The following is a 19,191-nucleotide window of genomic DNA, read 5'->3' as shown; positions in this document are numbered from 1 at the left end:
TTTATAAAAAAGAAAGAGGCTAAATCATGGCGTTTTCAATTGAAACCAGAAAAGAAGAAATTGAACGTTTAAAAAATGAAAAATTAGATCTGCTGGTTATCGGAGGCGGCATTACCGGAGCAGGTGTTGCTCTTCAGGCCAGTGCAGCTAAAATGAAGACAGGCTTGATTGATATGCAAGACTTTGGTGGAGGTACGTCATCACGGTCTACCAGACTTGTACACGGTGGTATTCGCTATCTGAAGACATTTGATGTTCAAGTTGTTTCTGATACAGTCAAGGAACGTGCGGTTATCCAGCATATTGCCCCACATATGACCCAACCTGATCCTATGATTTTGCCAATTTATGACGAACCAGGGACAACGTTTACTATGTTCTCGGTAAAAGTAGCAATGGATCTTTATGATCATTTGGCTGGTATCGAAGGAGACTCACCTTTAATTAAATATGCCAACTACATGATGGATAAGGAAGAAACTTTAAAACGAGAGCCACAATTAAATAGCGAGAACTTACAGGGCGCAGGTGTTTACTTAGATTATCAAAATAATGACTCCCGCTTGGTAGTAGAAAACGTTAAAAAGGCCCATGAATTAGGGTGTCTTGCTGTTAGCCGCCTGAAGTGTATAGCAATTTTACATAATGATCAAAAACAAGTTAATGGTGTTCGTGTTCATGACAATTTAACTGGTGAAGAATTTGAAATTCATGCTGATATTGTAATTAACACTTCTGGGCCTTGGTCAGATTTAATAAGACAAGAAGATAAAGAAGTTTACAAAAAACCGCGTTTGCGTCCTACAAAAGGTGTCCACTTGGTAGTTGATCAATCTCGCTTGACCGTGCCACAACCAACATATTTTGGTTCGGGTACGGCTGATGGCCGAATGATTTTCACTATCCCTCGGGAGGGTAAAACTTATTTTGGTACAACGGATACTGATTTTACCGGTGATTATGCTCATCCAACAGTTGAACAAAGCGATGTAGATTACTTGTTAAATATCATTAATAAAAAGTATCCTGCGGCTCATTTAACAATTAACGATATTGAAGCCAGCTGGGCTGGTGTACGTCCTCTAATCGAAGTTGAAGTGGAGGGTAATGAAGCTGCAGATGCGGCAACAGGTGCCAGCGTTTCTGATAGTACTTCAGCGCCATCTGCAGTATCACGTGGTAGTTCCTTAACTGAAGCAGAAGATGGATTGATCACCTTAGCCGGCGGTAAGCTGACAGATTACCGCATCATGGCCAATGGTGCAATGAAGAAAATCCAGCAAAAATTTCATGATGAGTTTTCTAAAAACTTTACTTTGCAAGATTCAGCAGAAATTAAAGTTGCTGGTGGCGATTTCGATTCTGACAATGCAGAAGCAGAACTTGCTCGCATTGCTAAAGATGGTGTGGCTGCCGGTCTTGCAGCTGATGATGCAAAAGAGATTGCAAACTTATTTGGTTCTCAGGCGGAGCAAATTTATGATTATGCCCAAACAATCAAGCCAGAAAAAGGATTGAGTATAGGTGAAACTGCAGCTCTTGATTACTCGCTTGCAGAGGAAATGACCTTAACACCAGTTGATTATCTATTAAGACGTACTTATCATATTTTATTCAAGAGTGACACCTTAGACCAGGTAAAGAATGGCGTGATTAAACACATGTCTGATTATTATGGCTGGGATAAAGCTCAAAGAGGACAATATGAAAACGAGTTAGAAGACGAAATTGCAGAATCAAGACTGGAGGGATTAAAGAGCAAAAGAAAGTAGAAGAAAACAATAAAAATAGTAGTAAATTATTCCCCATTTAAAAACCTGTCAAATCAATCTGACAGGTTTTTTCTTTGGCCTTTTTAAACCGATATATTAAAATAAGCGATATTATTCATTATAAGTATTTTATACGGAAATTAGCTCTTAAAATAATAACAATTGTTTTCATATTTGAAAAAATAGTTTTAAATTTATAGTTTAAAAGATTAAACTAATAGTGAGGTGATCATAATGGAACCATTTTTTCTTACCCCATATTTTAGACCCAAAATTTGGGGCGGACGCAAATTAAAAACTATTTTTAATTATGATATACCAGATGGTAAAGTAGGTGAAGCTTGGGTTATTTCCGGTTATAAAGATGATGCTTCAACTATTACAAATGGTGACTTTGAAGGACAAAGCTTACGTAAAGTGTATCACGAAAATCCGGAACTATTTGGTAACCCCGATAGTGAAGAGTTCCCACTTCTTGTAAAATTTTTGGATGCCAATGATAATCTATCTGTACAGGTTCATCCCAACGATGATTATGCCCGCAAAGTAGAAAATGACAGTGGAAAGACAGAAAGCTGGTATGTTTTACAGGCAGATCCAGGGTCATATCTAATATATGGTCATACTGCTAAAACACGTTCAGAACTTGCAGATATGATTCACAAAGGCGAGTGGGACAAATTATTACGCAAGGTTCCTGTCAAAGCCGGAGACTTTTTCTATGTCCCCTCGGGAACGATTCACGCACTGACTAAAGGTATTTTAGTTATTGAAACGCAGCAGTCAAGTGATGTTACCTACCGTTTATATGATTATGATCGTGTAGATCAAAAGACTGGCAAAAAAAGGGAGCTGCACACCCAGAAGTCTATTGATGTCACTCAAGTACCTCACGTTGATCCTAAACTTAAAATAACAACTAGCAAAAAGCAAGATGCCATTATTAAGACCTTGGTGCAGCCACCACTGTCTCCTCATTTTTACTTGTGGCAAATAGATTTAAATGGTCAGTGGAATACTGGCTTAAATGGGCATCCTTTCTTATTAGTAACAATTATTAATGGTTCAGGTACAATTGAGTGTGAAAACAAGACTTTTAATTTATCTATTGGTACAAATATGATAATTCCGAATAATATTAAGGAATTTAAATTTTTAGGTAATATGAAAATGGTTATTTCTACTCCTGGCAATCAGGATTAATTCTTAAGTCTTAAGATGGAAAGGAAAAGAGAATGATTTATATTGCGTGCGGTTCGATTATTATGGTAGTTGGACTGTTATGGCTGATATCGCCTCCCAAAAGACCACGTCCATTTTATAGTTATTATTCCTACTTGGCCCAAGTTAATAAAGCTAGTTTCAAATTTGCCCAGCACAAGGCAAGTTACTATTTTATTATATTTGGTTTAATCCAATTAGTATTGGGGATTGGAATCCATTTACTTAAATGGGATCGATATTTTTTACTTTGGCTGCTGACATTTTATCTTTTCATTATCTTTCCAATCATGGCTACGGAGAAAAGTTTAAAAAGCTTTTTGCAAAAACGCCATGAATTACCAGCAGATTACATAGACCCTGACAAAGTAAAAAAGGAGAGAACAAAAGGATTTAGGGACCGAAAATGAAACTGAAAATTTTAATGGTCGAGGATGATCAGTCGGTTGCAGAAATGATGGAGATATTCTTTGAAAAAGAAGGATGGACAACGGATATTGCAACTGATGGAGAACAAGCCGTTAAAATGTTTGCTAAAAATCCTGATCAGTATGATTTAATAACATTAGACCTTAATTTGCCAAAAAAAGATGGCATAGAAGTTGCTAAAGAAGTTTGTGCAATTTCACCTACCATACCAATTATCATGTTGACTGCTCGTAGTAGTGAAGAAGAGCAGATTCAAGGATTTAATGCTGGTGCTGATGACTATGTGTCTAAACCATTTAGTCCACTAGCTTTAATAGCCCGCATCAAAGCTTTACAACGTAGGATTAGAATTGATGATAAGCAGGAACAAACAAAATCAGCAGAGAATACTGAAAAATTTGATGTCGAAACTGATCACATAAAAATTTCTAAAAGTCGGCGTGAGGTGCTTTATGATGGTCAATATGTTGAAAATATTACACCTAAAGAGTTTGATTTACTCTATACCATGGCACAGAAGCCCAAACAAGTATTTTCTCGTGAACAATTGTTAGAGTCTGTCTGGGGTTATGATTATTATGGCGAAGATCGCACCGTGGATGCACATATTAAAAAATTGCGCCAAAAATTGGAAAAAGTAGGTGCAAATGTCATCCAAACCGTTTGGGGCGTTGGCTATAAATTTGATGATTCGTAGGTTTTCACATGAAGTTAATTTATCAGCATATGCTTAGCTTTTTACTAATCATTCTTACTACGGTATCAATAATCGGTTTTTCTGAAATAAATAACGCAACTAAACAATCATATGAATATAATTATCAGAGAATGGAGGATTTTGCCTCAGCTTTAGGTACTTTAGCCGTAAGCGATGAAAAAAATGGCTCGGCCATGTTGAACCCCAAATTTTTGCATAAATTAGAATTCGTTCTCCATAGTGATAGGGTTTATCTTAGTGTTTTTGATAAGCATGGAACCCAAATCTATCCTGAGAAAAGTGAAAACATAAGCTTAACTTCAAAACGCGTTATGCAATTAAGACAGGGAAAGAAGCTTCACATCAAAAATAATAATGAGGCTCTTTCCAGCTTAGGGCATAAAAAAGCTGCTTGTACTGGCGTTCTTTTACCATGGAAAGACAAAGGTAAATTTATTGGAGCGATTTGGTTAGGCGTCCGAGTTGCCAAAGTGGAAAGACCGGTGACAATAGCTAAGCAAAATTTGTTTAGTGCTCTTGTTTCAGCAATTATTGTGGGCTTGATGCTTAGTTTGATTCTTTCTTTTTATGCAACGGACAGAATAAAAAAGCTGTCAAGTGCTACTAAAAAAGTTGCTGCTGGTGATTTTGACGTCCAAACAAATTATAGTGGAAATGATGAGATAACTCAGCTGGCTGACAACTTCAATCAGATGGTTCGCGTTTTAAAAAAATCAAACCAAGAAGTTAAGGAGCAGGAAAAAAGGCGTGATCAATTTATGGCTGATGCGGCTCATGAAATGCGTACGCCTTTGACTACTATTAATGGTATTCTAGAAGGTTTACAATATGATGCTATTCCCGATAAAGCTAAGCCCAAATCTATTGCCTTGATGAATAGGGAAACTAAGCGTCTGATTCGATTAGTTAACGAAAATTTGGATTATGAAAAAATTCGTAATAATCAAATAAACTTAGTTAAGACCACCTTTAATGCTAGAAAAACGCTAGATGATGTAACAATGCAGCTTAAACAAAATGCTGCCAAGGTCAATGATACACTTACTATCAATGCACCCAGGGATCTGCCAATTTATGCTGATAAAGATCGTTTTACTCAGATAATGGTTAATTTGGTTCAAAATGCAATTCAGTTTACTTCCGATGGCGAAATTCAAATAAGTGGCTATCGCGTTGCTCATGCAACAACTATTATTGTTGAAGATAATGGTATTGGGATGAATCAACAACAAATTAAATATGTATTTGAAAGATATTTTAAAGCTGATACTTCTCGTAGCAGCTCTGGTAAAGGAGAGTATGGCTTAGGATTGGCAATCGTTTCTTCTTTGATCAAACAACATGGAGGCAAAATAAGCGTGCAGTCAGAAATAAATCATGGGGCTGAATTTACAATTATTTTATTTGATCGCGGCTATGAGCAATACCTCGAAAACTAAAAAAATCATTTCCAAATGCGGAAATGATTTTTTGGTTTTCAAAATTTATTCTTTATCTTTAATTGTCTCATGCCAAATCTTTGCAGTTGCTGGAATGCTTCCCAGATTTGTGAGGTCGTCTTTATTAACTACAATTAGGTTGTCAGGTCCCTTGGCTAAATTATTGAAACTGTCCAGACTCTGATTTTTAAAGTAGCCATCACTAGCCTTAGCCAGACTCGCTTGCAATTGATCTATACGATATGCTTCAGCATCTGCTCCTGTTTTAACAGCTTCTGCCTTAGCCTTAGCTGTTGCAATTAAAGCATCATTTTTAGCCTTTGTAGTCAATTCAATATTTTTAGCTTCACCTTCAGCCTTTTCAATAGCAGCTATTTTCTCTCGGTCAGCAGTTAGCTGTTTGTCCATGGCTTTTTGAATTTCAGTGCTAGGCAAAAGTTCGTCAATGTTGACTCTGACTACACGAATTCCATAAACGTCCGTTAAATCTCCAATAGCCTCCGAAAGCTGACTATTTATACTACTTGTTGAGCCTAAAGCATCGTTCAGATCCATCCGTCCAATAATGTCCCTTAAATGGCCACGGATAAGTTCAACCATTGATTTAACTGAATCGGTATTATTGTAAAAATACTTATATGAATCAGTTACTAAGTAATTTAAGGTTAAGCTGGTAGTAATTTCTGCGTTGTCTTTGGTAATAATCGAATATTTCGAAATTTCTGCCGGAAACATTGCCAGGGAAACTTTGCGCAACCTCTGTATTACCGGAATGATTAGCACTAAACCTGCTTTTACTGTTCTGGAATATTTTCCTAATGTTTCTATTAAACCTTCATTGTTTTGCGGGACGACCCGGCAGCACGAGAGTAATAAAAACAAAAACAGCACAACAATTATGAAAAATTTCATTTAAACCTCCAGAATTAAAAAACTATGGTTATTCCTTGATTATATGACTTTTTACGATTTTTTTCTAGGTTTATTCTGCTTTTCAGTTAAATGATTGCCAGAAACAGATTCTGGAATTGTTGTGATTTCATCTTCACGACCCTTAAGCTCTGTAGCGTCCGTTTTGTATAACCTGGTAGTAGATTTGCGTTGTTTGCTTATAAGGGCTGTGGATTTATTTTTCAATTTCTGTCGGAGGTCTTCCATCTGTCTGTAATTGGTTAAATAGTCGAACTGAGTGGGGTCAACAGGTTTAAAACCGCCAGGAGTGTAAAAACGCAATAAATTATGATTATTTAATAAATCAGAGTATTTCAGCGACTTTTTGCCTTCTTTTGCCAACTTTGTAATTTCATATTTTTCTTGTTCTGTAAAATTAATGATCTGCTTACCGCTTTTGCGGTCGTAAACAATGCCCTTTAAGCCCTTACTTCCAGTAATAACATATTTCTGACTAACAATAGTTCCGTTCCTAAAAGTAAGCCACGGGCGATATTTTGGAGCTAGCAGATCACTGCCAAACTGTATATAATTACGATTTGAAATTCCCAGAAGGTGGAGCAAAGTCGGCAATACATCTATTTCACCTGCAACTTCCTGTTTGATTTTTCCCTTTAAATTCGTAGCATGTATCATAAAAGGTACACGTTGCATTTGAACATTATTATAAGTATTCCAAGTGTCAGAACTTTCACCTACGATTGGTGCCAAAGTTTCATTTTCAGAATTTGTTAATCCATAATGATCTCCATAAATTACAACCATAGTATTTTTAATCAAACCTGATTTCTTCAGGTAATTGAAAAATTCGCGGATAGATTGATCCAAATAATGGGCTGTTTCAAAGTAGTTATTAATTGAATTGTCTGAAGTATCACTGGTTTTAAAACTCGTATCCAGATCCTCTTCGTCCATGTCAAAGGGAGTATGATTTGTAACGGTAATAAATTTAGTATAAAAAGGCTGCTGCATCCTTTCTAAATATTTGATGCTTTCAGCAAACATAATTTTATCTTTGATGCCATAGCCAATATGGTCATTTTTATCATGACTAAAGTAATTTTGGTCAAAGAAATAGTTATAACCCATATTTTTATAAACATCATCACGGTTCCAAAAAGTGCCAACATTTCCATGAAATACAGCAGAAGTATAGTTGTCATGTTGACGCAAAATTTGAGGAGCAGCCTGAAAAGTATTTGAGCTGCCCATGGCAGTGAATAATGATCCGTCAGAAATACCATAGGTGCTGGTTTCCAGCATGTTTTCGGCGTCACTGGTTCGGCCAATTCCAACTTGATGGTAAAAATTGGCAAAACTTAATGTATGTTTGTTGTGATAAAGTGAATTGAGATAGGGAGTAACTTCCTTACCATTAATTTTTAAATCAATTAAAAACTGTTGAAAGCTTTCCAAATGAATTACTATTACATTTTTGCCTTTTTCTTTACCAAAATATTCTGTATTTACTGGTAATTTATTTTTTTTGGTATAAGCTAAAATTTTATTTAAATCAGCAGTATTGGCATTTTTATTTACCTGTTCGGTTTGTTCATTTTTAACAGCATCATAAACCGTGTAGGTATCAATACCAAGATATTTAACAATGTATGAACGATCGAATGTAGTACCTAACAAGCGTGGTCTGGAAGATTCAGCCAAAAAAACATTTAGCACTAAAATTAAAGCACCAACTGAAGTAACAGCAAAAGGTGTAAGGAGGCCAAAAGATTTTTGATCAATTCTGATTTTGTGCGAAATTAGTAATATGATAATTATGATAAGGTCAAGCCACAACAACAAGTCAGAAGGTTGAAGCAGTGCGACTGCACTTTTTCCTAAGCCAGGTGCAACTTTACCAGCATTAGTAATGGTCTTCACCGTAATAAAATCAGAAAATTGACGGTAGTAAAGAACATTAGCAAATAACAGTCCCGAATTTGCTACATCAAGCAGGACCATTGCACAATATGAAACAAGAGGCTTGGAAAAATATAATCCAATGCTCATTAGTAAAATTGCACTACCGACAGGACTTAACCACATGATAATATGTTGATAAGGATCTGAAATACCCAAATTGAAATCATGGTAGGCTGCAAAAATGTACTTGAGCGCAAATAAAACAACCAGAAGGCAGAAAAAGCCTATACGAGTCTGAATGAAGTTAGTCAGATTTTTTTTATTCAAAATGAACTCTCCCTTATCAGACTATTTTAAAAGTTTCTGTCCTTTTAGACAATCTTTTCTGTTTTGTTAGACCTTTTTTAATAATTAATTGCAGAAACTTGAGTATAATTTAAATGAACTATATTTTAGGAATTGAATCAGAATGATATTTTTAGGACCATTATATAACCTGCTTTCGCAACTTTACGCTACTAAAATAAATCATTTTGCATTGATTAAGTTGATTGTACTGGCACTTGATAAAACTATCTTTTATTTCCTGTTTTTTATGGTAATACGCTTAATCTGGCTAATGACTATTAGGAGTCGGCGTACAATTAAATCTGAAGCGTCAGTATGGTTATTTGCTTTTTATTTAATTTTAGTGCTGATGTTAACTACTTTTCGTAACACTTATTTTCCATGGAACCTGACCCTTAATCTGCACAGACCTTTAAACGAAATAAATTTTGTCTTTTTGAGGGAAACCTGGAAAATGTATCATGCCCCCAGCAGGCTAGACTTTGTATACAATTCTTTGGGTAACATTCTGTGCTTTATTCCATTTGGATTTTTATCACCATTTGTTTTTTCCAAAAAGCAAACCTTCTGGCGTGTTGTCCTCGCTGGTATCATTTTTTCAGTTTTTATTGAGGGGATGCAGTTTTTACTGGAAACTGGAGTTACAGATATTGATGATGTGTTCTTTAACAGTTGTGGAACGGTAATTGGATATTTCTGCTATTGGCTTGTAATGATAATCAGGAGAAAGACGCGTAAAACTAACTAAAAGCACTGGTATTTGTAAAATAAGATTGCTAAAATGTTCTTGTGAAATACATATTTAATTCAGTAAGGAGAGCGTGTTTATGAGTTTAATTAAATTTGATGGCACAAAACTAACACCATTTGTTCACGATAATGAACTAAGCGAGATGCAAGCTTTAGTTAGCGTTGCCGACAAGGAACTTAGAGATGGTTCAGGTGCAGGCAATGATTTTCTGGGTTGGGTCGATTTGCCCGTTAATTATGATAAAGAGGAATTTGCCAGAATCAAAAAAGCAGCCCAAAAGATTCAAAGTGACTCTGAAGTTTTAGTTTGTATCGGTATTGGTGGTTCATATTTAGGCGCTCAAGCAGCTATTGAGTTTTTAAATGGTGCATTTTATGGCAAGGGTAAAGAAAAATATCCTACTGTTGTATTCTGCGGCAACTCCTTATCAGGCTCGTATTTGCATGATTTGATTGAATGGCTCGGTGACAAGGACTTTAGTGTTAATGTCATTTCTAAATCTGGTACTACTACTGAACCAGCCGTTGCTTTTCGCATTTTTAAAGATAAATTAATTGAAAAGTATGGTGCAGATGAGGCTAAAAATAGAATTTTTGCTACAACCGATCGTGCTAAAGGTGCCTTAAAAACTGAAGCAGATGCTGAAGGTTATGAAGAATTTGTTGTGCCAGATGATATTGGTGGTCGCTACAGCGTTTTGTCAGCTGTTGGTCTGTTGCCGATTGCAGTTTCTGGTGCTGATATTGACCAATTAATGAAAGGCGCTGCTGATGCCAGAGCAGAGTATACCGATATTGATTTAAGTAACGCGACTCCTTATCAATATGCTGCTCTGCGTAATATTCTTTATCGCAAAGGCTATACTACTGAAATTGTTGAAAACTATGAACCAACTTTAAGAATGTTCAGTGAATGGTGCAAACAATTAATGGGAGAATCAGAAGGAAAGGATAATAAAGGTATTTGGCCGGCCAGCGCCAACTTTACGACTGATTTACACTCATTGGGTCAATATATTCAAGAAGGCCGAAGAAATCTTTTTGAAACAGTTATTAGAGTTGAAAATCCGGCAAATGATGTCAAAATTCCTTCTGATGATCATAATTTAGACCAGTTGAATTTCTTATCTGGTAAAAGCTTAAACTTTGTAAATGAACGTGCCTATGAAGGAGTTGTTCTGGCCCATACTGATGGTGGTGTCCCTGTTATGACAGTTAATATTCCTGATCAAACAGAACACACTTTGGGCTACCTAATTTACTTCTTTGAACTGGCAATTGCTGTTTCTGGTTATGTTAATGGCATTAATCCGTTCAATCAACCTGGTGTTGAAGAATATAAACGGAACATGTTTGGTTTGCTTAATAAACCAGGTTATGAAGATTTACACGATGACTTAGCAAATAGATTTAAGCAGGAAAAATAATTTTTATTATTGAAATTATTTTAAAATAAGATTAAGATAAATATATGCTTACTTTACATGAGTTATGTTTATATAAGAAAAAGACATATCATCCTGTACATTGTATTTATTCATATTAACCATTATGGAAAGGGTAAAAGTTTTTGGCTTTTAGCCTTTTTTTATTAAGGAGATTTAATTTTATGGCAGAAAAGAAAGAAACACCAAAGCGGGTTTGGGCAATTATCAGTTGTGCTTTAATGGCTTTTGTTTCCATTTTGACAGAAACAAGTTTAAACGTTACCTTTCCCACATTGATGAAACAATTTCATATTGGTTTAGGATTAGTTCAGTGGACGACAACAGGGTATTTACTAACAATTTCTGTGATTATGGTTGCAAGCTCATATTTAAATGAGCGCTTTTCAGCAAGACAACTGTTTTTAACTGCTGCAATTGCATTTATTGCCGGTTCAATTGTGGCTGCTTTTGCCTCTAATTTCTGGGTCTTACTCGCAGGTCGGTTGATTTCTTCAGTTGGGGCAGGATTGTCAATACCATTAATGTTTAATATGGTTGTAGAACTAATGCCGCAAGAAAAATGGGGCTTTTATATGGGTTTGACTGGTTTAGTCATTATTCTTGCACCATCTCTAGGCCCTACATTTGGCGGCACAGTTGTTTACTATTTTGGCTGGCCATTAATTTTTGAAATTGTAGCGGTAATTGCTGTGGTTATTATGATTTTGGGTTTATTCGTAATAGAACAATATCATGAGAAAAAGCATCCTAGTTTTGACTGGTTAAGTTATATTGTTATAGCCAGTGCGATGGTAATTTTTAACCTGGGTTTTAATAGAATTAGTAATGGTTTTACTGATATTGGTTTTTGGCTCAGCATGATTATCGTGGCAATCTTGGTATACACGTTTATTAAACTGTCACGCACGAGCAAAAAGAAACTAATAAACTTGAATATTTTTAAAAATAAGCCCTTCATTTTTGCCATGATATCTTATTTATTATTGCAGTTTATCAATATCGGCACCAGTTTTGCGGTACCAAATTATGTGCAAATAGTTAATCATGCCAGTTCTTTAATCGGGGGCTTGGTTTTGCTTCCCGGTTGTATTATCAGTGGCATTTTAAACCCTTGGTTTGGCCATATTTATGATAAAAAGGGTGCACCATTGCCACTACTTACTGGAACAATATTCTGCTTAACGGCCTGTTTGCTTTTTTCTTTGTTTAGTTTGAAAATCAGTACGCTGATGGTCGGCGTTTTTTATGGCATTATGATTATTGGTCGCCAGATGGCGTTTAATAACACTATGGCGGAAGCATCGAAATTGCAACCTGAAGAATTGCATACCGATGCGACTGCAGTCTTTCAAACTGGCCAGCAATATGCTGGATCAATGGGAACAACCGTAATGGCCGCTATTATTTCATCTTGGCAAAAAAGAACTGGTAATTATGCAGCACTTACGGCACAAGGCAGTCAGGAAGCATTCTTATTTTTGACTTTTGTCAGTATGATAATTTTGCTCAGTTATTTAAACTTATTCAGACTTGAGAAGAAATTGAAATAAAATAAAAAAATAAATATCAAGAATGAAAATGAACTATTAAGGGAATATTTACAAAAATATTCCCTTTTTCTATTTTTGGTAATCTTGCACCTAATGTAAAGCTTTGCTAAAATACAGGAGATATAGATATCTATATATTGTCGTAATACGGACGACAGTTTCTACTCGGAACCGTAAATTCCGAACTATGGATAAATCAGCATTTAAAACATTAATTTCTGTTTTTAAAACGGCTTTTTTACCATGGCTTTGGTAGAAAAGTCGTTTTATGTTTTGAGGAGAAAAAGTGAAAATACCATATAAATAAAGCATAGTAAAAGTATGTTTAAAAAATAGTCAAGAAGTATTATTAAAAAATAATTGAAAGGAAGAAATAATGACTAAAAATGTTCTATTAATTTGTGGTTCCGGAGCATCTTCTGGCTTTATGGCCGCAAATATGCGTAAAGCTGCAAAAAAAGCAGGTTTGGATTTTAAGATTCAGGCAAGAAGCGAAGCAGAGCTCTCGGATTATGCTAATGATATTGATGCACTAATGGTTGGACCTCACTTGAAAGCTGAATTTAATGCAATAAAAGAAAGAGTGCCCTCACAGGTAAAAGTAATATTAATGAAGCCAGAATATTATGCAATTCTTGATGGTAAGGGTGCAATAGATCATTTGGAAAAAGAATTAGAACAATAAGGAAAGAAGGAAAATTTGAGAATGAATGGCTTCATGACTTTTTTAAATACAAAATTTGCTCCTAAAGCACAAAAAGTTGCTAATAATCAGTGGATTATCACTATCAAAAATTCTATTTTGGAAGTTTTACCATTTATTTTTGTTGGTTCACTAATTACATTATTAAATATACCGACAAACTTTTGGAAATGGTGGCCAAACCTTTCGCCAATTAATAGTTTCACTTTTGGCTTGACCTCAATTTTTGTTGCCTTTTTAGTTCCGTTTAATTTTATGGAATTTAAAAAAATAAATAAGCAAAGAATAATTGCAGGCTTATCTTCAGTTGCACTTTTTCTGATGTTGGCCAATCCGTCTTGGGATAAGACAGGTAATATAATCTCATATCAATTTTCAGAGCTCGGTGCAGGAGGGATGTTTGTTGCCTTAGTTGTTGGTGTTTTTGTTGCTTTGATTATGGAACTATTTGCTAAATTTAGTTTTTTCAGTGATGATACTTCAATGCCAGATTTTGTGACAGCATGGTTTGATTCAATGTTGCCTATTGTTGTTGTAATAGGAACAGGTTGGTTGCTTACAGATGTTTTGCACTTCAATCTTTATCAGTTAATTGTAGCTATTTTTTCACCTATAGCGACATCTTTAGATACTTGGTGGGGTTTTACTTTTTATTTATTTTTACAGTGCTTTATTTATTCAATGGGAATTTCTAGCTGGGTATTATCTGGAATTGATAAGCCAGTAATGCTGGCTGGTATAGCTGCCAATGCAAGTGCATACTCCTTAGGACATGCAGCTAAACATATATTCACTAGTGAACTTATTTATAGTTTTCCTTGGATTGGTGGGATTGGTTGTACTATGCCACTAGTATTAATGATGCTATTTTTAGCGAAATCGAATCGACTTAAAGCTCTTGGCAAAGCCAGTGTTTTACCGACTATTTTTAATATTAATGAACCAGTTGTATTTGGCACAATCGTCTGGAACCCTTATTTGATGATTCCATTATGGATCAATGGCATTGTTTTGCCTTTAATTACTGCGTTTTGGTTTAAAGCCGGTCTTTCTCCTGTACCACATTCATTAATGCAAATGTGGTATATTCCATTTCCTTTTGTTACTTGGATTGTTAGTCCAGCAGTCAGCTCTATGATTTTATTAGTAATCCTTTTTATAGTTGGCGGTTTAATTTATTATCCATTTTTCAAAGTTTATGACAGAAATTTGGTTAAACAAGAAACTGAAAGTGAGGCATAGACGTGGAAGATGGTAAACAGTTCAGTGAAGAAAATGTCAAAAATACAATGAACATTATTTTAAACGCTGGCGATGCGCGGGATTTTATTAGTAAAGCCCTGGATGATGTCGCAAACTTTAATTACGATAACGCAAAAGAGAACATAAAGAAAGCAAACGAAAAATTAGTAAAAGCTCATCGTTTGCAAACCAAGAAAATTCAGGAAGAAGCTGAAGGTAAACCTATAGAATATTCTGTATTATTTACCCATGCTCAAGATACATTGATGACAATTAACACCGAGTATAATTTGGCAAATCATTTAATAAAGATATTTGAAAAACGTGATTGTCAATGTAAAGGTGATCAGAATGAGAAAAAATAAATTTCCATATTTTCCCCCAAATTTTTTATGGGGTGGTGCTCAAGCAGCAAGTCAAGCAGATGGTGCTTTTCAAGCAGATGGAAAAGGATTAAATTCCTCAGACGTACAACCCTATCTTCAAGGATTGTCAAATGAAGAATTGCAAGCCGTAGAATCAAAAGGAATGACGCTAAACGAAGTTAAGAAAAACAGTCAAGATACTGAAAATTATTATCCCAAACGTTTTGGCATTGACTTTTACCATACTTATAAAGAAGATTTGCAACTTTTGGCTAATGCCGGGTTTACAACTTTTAGAACTTCACTAGATTGGTCAAGAATTTTTCCTAATGGAGACGATGAAAAACCTAATGAAAAGGCACTAAGGCATTACTCAAACATGATTGATTGTATGGTGCAATTAGGAATCGAACCAATTATCACAATGAATCATTATGAAACTCCGATTAGTATTACACTTAAATATGGAGGTTGGCCTAATAAAAAAGTAATTCCTCTTTTTGTGAAATTTGGCAAAGTTTTATTAGATTGGTTTGGTGATCGTGTAAAATATTGGATTGTAGTTAATCAAATTAATATGATTCAAATAGAGCCTTGGCTTTCTGTTGGTGTAACTAGTGACCAATATGCGAATCAAGAGCAAGCCCTTTATCAAGCTATGCATAATCAGATTGTGGCAGCAGCCGAAATAAAAAATTATGCACGTTCTTTGAACAATCCTAATATACACATAGGAACTATGGTTGCTGATGGTACTGTTTATCCTGCAAGTAGTAAGCCGGACGATGTTATCCTTGCGATGCAGCAAAATCGTATGCAATATTTTGTGACAGATGTTCAATTTAGAGGAAAATATCCCCAATTCGCCCTAAATTATTTTAATGATAAGAATATTGAACTTGATATTACTCAAAATGAATTGAAGTTAATTAACGAAAATCATATGGATTTTTTGGCTATTTCTTATTACTATTCTCGTATGGTTAACTCAACAAAAAATAAAATGCAACCAGCAGATAATTTACAAAATCCGAATCTGAAACAGAGTAGTTGGGGATGGGCTATTGATCCTCAAGGGCTATATAACACTTTATCTCAATATTATGATCGCTATCAAAAACCTATTATTATAGCTGAAAATGGCTTAGGTGCATATGACAAATTAGAAGATGACAAAAAAATACATGATCCTTATCGTTCGGACTATCTGAGTATGCATATTGAACAAGTAGGAAGGGCAATACATGATGGAGCAGAGGTAATAGCTTATTGCGCTTGGGGACCGATTGATATCGTTTCGTGTTCTTCTCAACAAATGTCAAAACGTTATGGGTTTGTTTATGTAGATATTGATGACAACGGACACGGAAGTAGAAAACGCTATTTAAAGGATAGCTACTTTTGGTACAAACAAGTAATTAGCTCGAATGGCAAATATATATAAATGAGTCAGATGTTGGAGAATAGTGAAGGCAAATTTCTTAAGTTTTTTAGCAAATACCAATCTTGTTAGCTATGTTTCTGGCTAAAATGGTGAAATTTTAAAATCTTAATGATATTATTATTGAGATTATAAAAGTAAAAAATACATTTGTGCAGTATAACTAGACGCAAAAGCATCTAGTTATACTTTTTTATTGTTACTTAGTATAAAATTAAATTATTTTTAACTTTTTTGTGTACTTTTTTAAATAAGATGATAAAATACTTAATAATTAATTTTAAGGAGGAAAAAGCAATGAGACGAATTAGCAATCAGCATATTTCGATTTTGTCACAAATCATTTTGCCGACAATGTATACCTAAGCACTATTATATTAAAGGAGTACAAATATGGCTGATACAACCAATACTAACAAACTAACAGTAAAAACTTTTCTTAACAACATTTTAGCTGGGACTGCAACTGGAATTATCGTAGGCTTGATTCCAAATGCAGTTGTCAGTGCGATTTTAAAGTTATTTGGTCAAAATCCGGTGACGGCATCTATTAATCAAGCATTATTGATTTTTCAGTGTGCTACACCTTTGCTAATTGGGGCATTAATTGCCATTCAATTTAAAATGGTTCCACTGGACGTTGCAATTGTGGGTGCCGCCGCTTATGTTGGCTCTGGTGTTACAAAATTTGTACCACAAATTGTGAACCCTGCTACTAAAGCTCAAGGTGTCTTTGTTTCGGCAGGAACAGGCGATCTTATTAATACCATGATTACGGCAGGCTTAGCCGTAGGTCTTTTATTAATGGTTGGTCAACATTTTGGCTCTGTCAAAATCGTTGCCGCACCGATTGTTGTTGGTGGAGGAGCAGGTTGGATCGGCATGATGATTTTGCCCTATGTAAGCAAGATCACCACATGGCTGGGGTCAGTAATTAATTCCTTTACTAATTTACAGCCAATATTAATGTGTATTTTAATTTCCTGTATGTTTGCAATTCTAATCATTTCACCAATATCAACTGTGGCAATTGGAATGGCTATCCAATTAAATGGTATTTCTGCAGGTGCAGCAGCAATGGGAGTCGCGGCAACGACACTCGTATTGGTCGTTCATTCTTGGCGAACTAATAAATCGGGAGTTACTATTGCAATTGCATTAGGAGCAATGAAAATGATGATGCCCAATCTTTTCAGACATCCAATTATTGTTTTACCAACATTAATTACAGCAGCACTTTCCGCTATCCCAGTGGCTCTATTTCACGTTAGTGGCACGCCAGCTTCTGCAGGCTTCGGTCTCGTTGGCCTGGTAGGGCCTCTGGCATCCTTAGATGCTGGCAAAGCAAGCATTAATTTTGTAATGGCGCTAATTGTCTGGATAGTATTCCCAGTTCTAGTAGCAATGGTTTGCCGTTTCCTCTTTGAAAAGGTCTTTCATGTTTATGATGAAAAGGTAGCTTTTGCTTATCTAGGTGAATAATTGTAATTATTTAATTCTGTCATAAAAAAACCAATCCTTGTTTACACCAATTTATTTTAAGCATCAAAAAACTCGTGAAAACAAATTTTGTTTTATTCACGAGTTTTTATTTTTAAACCAGTTCCTAATTTAAATTAAATTTTTCCCATGCAGTTTCGATTTGATCATAATTTAATGCTGCTGTCTTAGGAAAAAGTAATTTGGCATCTTTTAGATCCGTCTTAGAGCCCACGCCAACCGACAAAGCGCCTGACTTGTTGATAGCAGTGATACCTGCAATTGAATCTTCAATACCTACGCAATCCTGTGGTTTGAGATTAATTGCTTCAGCAGCGGCAATAAAAATGTCTGGTGCTGGTTTACCAGCGGCAACTATACTGGGATCTGCAATAGCATCAAATGCATCTGTCAACTGTAATTTTTCTAGTATGAATGGACCATTTAAACTAGCAGAAGCCAAAGATAGTTTAACGTTATTTTTCTTAAGGGCTGAAATTAATTCACTAATTCCAGGTAAGATATTAGCAGGGGTTAAACTAGCTAGTAAATTCCGAAAAATATTGTTTTTTTCAGTGGTCATTTCATTAAATTTTTCTTGTGACACGGAGATATTTAAAAATTTTAAGATTGCCTTTAAAGAATCTGTTCGGCTGACACCTTTTGTTTGTTTTTCAAGTTCATCTGGCAATTCAAGGTTAAAATGAATGTTGATTAATTTTCTCCAAGCTTGGAAATGGTATACGGATGTATCTGCAATGACTCCATCTAGATCAAAGAGAACGCCTTTCATTTAAAAACTTCCTTTCACTTGTTACTGGCGTAGTATCAAGTATTTTCTTAATTTGGTTAAAATCTTCGTCTGAAATGTTAATAAATGGCAACAGACTATTCAATTCTACCATAGAATTTTCACCAAATTTTTTAAGATTATCGGGATCTTGCAAAAAGACAAAAACAGTATTGATTGGTCTTAGCTGTTTAACCAGTTCCGGATCACCCATTATTAGTTTGGCTGGCATGTTGATATTGTAGTATTCAATATAACTGTTTTCAGGCACATAAGAAATTGTAAAATCACCGTTAGTCAATTCCAAAGGTAAATATGCTTGCTTGCCATTAATTTCTACTTTATCCTTCATTCTAGGTAATTTTACGGTTACTCTTTGACCAAAAGGAATACTGAGGTTGACCTTGAGCCTTCAGGTAAGACTGAATTCCAGCGTTTCCAAATAGTAGTGGCATCCAAATTAACGTCATAGAGCCAGCTTGGAAAATTTTGTGTTACTTCACTTCTAAAAGTGGAAAGCATAAAAATACAAGATGACAAGATTAACTTTGAACTAATGCCATAATCATGCGCATTGATTACCGTTTCTAATTATTTTGCATAACAGTAAAAGGACTTTAAAATGATGAAATTAAAGTCTTTTTTTATAGTTTGAAAAGCAAATAAATTACATAACGAATAA

The 19,191-nt window shown here is 35.1% G+C and carries 18 protein-coding genes and 1 riboswitch; of the genes, 13 read left to right on the top strand and 5 right to left on the bottom strand.

The window, feature by feature from the left end; genetic code table 11:
* Positions 1-26 precede the first annotated feature (26 nt).
* The 5 genes from ERK18_RS03865 (at position 27) to ERK18_RS03845 (ending at position 5,579) form a co-directional block, all read left to right on the top strand.
* On the top strand, positions 27-1,772 hold the full coding sequence (locus ERK18_RS03865) for an FAD-dependent oxidoreductase (protein WP_187154387.1): 1,746 nt from the start codon (positions 27-29) through the stop codon (positions 1,770-1,772).
* A 234-nt stretch (positions 1,773-2,006) separates the two neighbouring features.
* A complete protein-coding gene (gene manA / locus ERK18_RS03860) occupies positions 2,007-2,975 on the top strand; it encodes a mannose-6-phosphate isomerase, class I (protein ID WP_187154386.1) in 969 nt (322 codons plus the stop codon).
* Between the two features lie 32 nt (positions 2,976-3,007).
* Positions 3,008-3,403: an SdpI family protein gene (locus tag ERK18_RS03855; RefSeq protein WP_045927923.1), complete on the top strand. Its 396-nt coding sequence runs from the start codon at positions 3,008-3,010 to the stop codon at positions 3,401-3,403.
* The gene (locus tag ERK18_RS03850) at positions 3,400-4,119 is read left to right on the top strand and encodes a response regulator transcription factor (protein ID WP_187154385.1); all 720 of its coding nucleotides are present in this window, start codon (positions 3,400-3,402) and stop codon (positions 4,117-4,119) included. Before ERK18_RS03855 ends, ERK18_RS03850 begins: the two co-directional genes overlap by 4 nt.
* 8 nt (positions 4,120-4,127) lie before the next feature.
* Positions 4,128-5,579, top strand: coding sequence for a sensor histidine kinase (locus tag ERK18_RS03845; RefSeq protein ID WP_187154384.1), 1,452 nt, complete (start codon positions 4,128-4,130; stop codon positions 5,577-5,579).
* 45 nt (positions 5,580-5,624) lie between these two features.
* On the opposite strand, the gene ERK18_RS03840 is transcribed toward ERK18_RS03845, so the two are convergent.
* On the bottom strand, positions 5,625-6,491 hold the full coding sequence (locus ERK18_RS03840) for an SPFH domain-containing protein (protein ID WP_187154383.1): 867 nt from the start codon (positions 6,489-6,491) through the stop codon (positions 5,625-5,627).
* Positions 6,492-6,542: 51 nt separating this feature from the next.
* A complete protein-coding gene (locus tag ERK18_RS03835; RefSeq protein WP_187154382.1) occupies positions 6,543-8,720 on the bottom strand; it encodes an LTA synthase family protein in 2,178 nt (725 codons plus the stop codon).
* Positions 8,721-8,862: 142 nt separating this feature from the next.
* Here ERK18_RS03835 and ERK18_RS03830 point away from each other — a divergent pair, with 142 nt between their 5' ends.
* From ERK18_RS03830 to ERK18_RS03795, 8 genes are all read left to right on the top strand, one after another.
* The gene (locus tag ERK18_RS03830) at positions 8,863-9,489 is read left to right on the top strand and encodes a VanZ family protein (RefSeq protein WP_187154381.1); all 627 of its coding nucleotides are present in this window, start codon (positions 8,863-8,865) and stop codon (positions 9,487-9,489) included.
* A 79-nt stretch (positions 9,490-9,568) separates the two neighbouring features.
* Positions 9,569-10,918: a glucose-6-phosphate isomerase gene (locus ERK18_RS03825; protein WP_187154380.1), complete on the top strand. Its 1,350-nt coding sequence runs from the start codon at positions 9,569-9,571 to the stop codon at positions 10,916-10,918.
* 182 nt (positions 10,919-11,100) lie between these two features.
* The gene (locus ERK18_RS03820; protein ID WP_187154379.1) at positions 11,101-12,489 is read left to right on the top strand and encodes an MFS transporter; all 1,389 of its coding nucleotides are present in this window, start codon (positions 11,101-11,103) and stop codon (positions 12,487-12,489) included.
* A 110-nt stretch (positions 12,490-12,599) separates the two neighbouring features.
* Positions 12,600-12,697, top strand: a riboswitch (purine riboswitch).
* 168 nt (positions 12,698-12,865) lie between these two features.
* Positions 12,866-13,174, top strand: coding sequence for a PTS sugar transporter subunit IIB (locus ERK18_RS03815; RefSeq protein ID WP_187154378.1), 309 nt, complete (start codon positions 12,866-12,868; stop codon positions 13,172-13,174).
* Between the two features lie 21 nt (positions 13,175-13,195).
* A complete protein-coding gene (locus ERK18_RS03810) occupies positions 13,196-14,434 on the top strand; it encodes a PTS sugar transporter subunit IIC (protein ID WP_187154377.1) in 1,239 nt (412 codons plus the stop codon).
* A 2-nt stretch (positions 14,435-14,436) separates the two neighbouring features.
* On the top strand, positions 14,437-14,799 hold the full coding sequence (locus ERK18_RS03805) for a PTS lactose/cellobiose transporter subunit IIA (protein ID WP_315984346.1): 363 nt from the start codon (positions 14,437-14,439) through the stop codon (positions 14,797-14,799).
* Positions 14,786-16,243 carry a glycoside hydrolase family 1 protein gene (locus ERK18_RS03800; protein ID WP_187154376.1) on the top strand — a complete coding sequence of 486 codons (1,458 nt, stop codon included), beginning with the start codon at positions 14,786-14,788 and terminating at the stop codon, positions 16,241-16,243. The genes ERK18_RS03805 and ERK18_RS03800 overlap by 14 nt, the downstream gene beginning before the upstream one ends.
* Before the next feature lie 390 nt (positions 16,244-16,633).
* A complete protein-coding gene (locus ERK18_RS03795) occupies positions 16,634-17,722 on the top strand; it encodes a PTS sugar transporter subunit IIC (RefSeq protein ID WP_187154375.1) in 1,089 nt (362 codons plus the stop codon).
* 124 nt (positions 17,723-17,846) lie between these two features.
* Here ERK18_RS03795 and pgmB read toward each other — a convergent pair whose 3' ends face one another.
* Genes pgmB through ERK18_RS09625 form a run of 3 tightly spaced genes read right to left on the bottom strand, consistent with a single transcriptional unit; the run spans position 17,847 to position 19,031 of the window.
* Positions 17,847-18,512: a beta-phosphoglucomutase gene (gene pgmB / locus ERK18_RS03790; protein ID WP_187154374.1), complete on the bottom strand. Its 666-nt coding sequence runs from the start codon at positions 18,510-18,512 to the stop codon at positions 17,847-17,849.
* A complete protein-coding gene (locus tag ERK18_RS03785) occupies positions 18,493-18,861 on the bottom strand; it encodes a hypothetical protein (RefSeq protein ID WP_187154373.1) in 369 nt (122 codons plus the stop codon). Before ERK18_RS03785 ends, pgmB begins: the two co-directional genes overlap by 20 nt.
* A gap of 17 nt (positions 18,862-18,878) precedes the next feature.
* Positions 18,879-19,031, bottom strand: coding sequence for an alpha-L-rhamnosidase-related protein (locus ERK18_RS09625; protein WP_390885857.1), 153 nt, complete (start codon positions 19,029-19,031; stop codon positions 18,879-18,881).
* Between the last annotated feature and the right edge of the window lie 160 nt (positions 19,032-19,191).

Source organism: Lactobacillus kimbladii (assembly GCF_014323605.1).
Lineage (GTDB): Bacteria > Bacillota > Bacilli > Lactobacillales > Lactobacillaceae > Lactobacillus > Lactobacillus kimbladii_B.
The sequence above is the reverse complement of the archived record's forward strand: the minus strand, read 5'-3'. Positions and strand labels throughout refer to the sequence as shown.

Bases quoted from the DNA above. Each gene is read 5' to 3' on its own strand.
- ERK18_RS03865 (WP_187154387.1), top strand. From the start codon at position 27: ATGGCGTTTTCAATTGAAACCAGAAAAGAAGAAATTGAACGTTTAAAA.
- manA (WP_187154386.1), top strand. From the start codon at position 2,007: ATGGAACCATTTTTTCTTACCCCATATTTTAGACCCAAAATTTGGGGC.
- ERK18_RS03855 (WP_045927923.1), top strand. From the start codon at position 3,008: ATGATTTATATTGCGTGCGGTTCGATTATTATGGTAGTTGGACTGTTA.
- ERK18_RS03850 (WP_187154385.1), top strand. From the start codon at position 3,400: ATGAAACTGAAAATTTTAATGGTCGAGGATGATCAGTCGGTTGCAGAA.
- ERK18_RS03845 (WP_187154384.1), top strand. From the start codon at position 4,128: ATGAAGTTAATTTATCAGCATATGCTTAGCTTTTTACTAATCATTCTT.
- ERK18_RS03840 (WP_187154383.1), bottom strand. From the start codon at position 6,491: ATGAAATTTTTCATAATTGTTGTGCTGTTTTTGTTTTTATTACTCTCG.
- ERK18_RS03830 (WP_187154381.1), top strand. From the start codon at position 8,863: ATGATATTTTTAGGACCATTATATAACCTGCTTTCGCAACTTTACGCT.
- ERK18_RS03825 (WP_187154380.1), top strand. From the start codon at position 9,569: ATGAGTTTAATTAAATTTGATGGCACAAAACTAACACCATTTGTTCAC.
- ERK18_RS03820 (WP_187154379.1), top strand. From the start codon at position 11,101: ATGGCAGAAAAGAAAGAAACACCAAAGCGGGTTTGGGCAATTATCAGT.
- ERK18_RS03815 (WP_187154378.1), top strand. From the start codon at position 12,866: ATGACTAAAAATGTTCTATTAATTTGTGGTTCCGGAGCATCTTCTGGC.
- ERK18_RS03810 (WP_187154377.1), top strand. From the start codon at position 13,196: ATGAATGGCTTCATGACTTTTTTAAATACAAAATTTGCTCCTAAAGCA.
- ERK18_RS03800 (WP_187154376.1), top strand. From the start codon at position 14,786: ATGAGAAAAAATAAATTTCCATATTTTCCCCCAAATTTTTTATGGGGT.
- ERK18_RS03795 (WP_187154375.1), top strand. From the start codon at position 16,634: ATGGCTGATACAACCAATACTAACAAACTAACAGTAAAAACTTTTCTT.
- pgmB (WP_187154374.1), bottom strand. From the start codon at position 18,512: ATGAAAGGCGTTCTCTTTGATCTAGATGGAGTCATTGCAGATACATCC.
- ERK18_RS03785 (WP_187154373.1), bottom strand. From the start codon at position 18,861: ATGAAGGATAAAGTAGAAATTAATGGCAAGCAAGCATATTTACCTTTG.
- ERK18_RS09625 (WP_390885857.1), bottom strand. From the start codon at position 19,031: ATGCTTTCCACTTTTAGAAGTGAAGTAACACAAAATTTTCCAAGCTGG.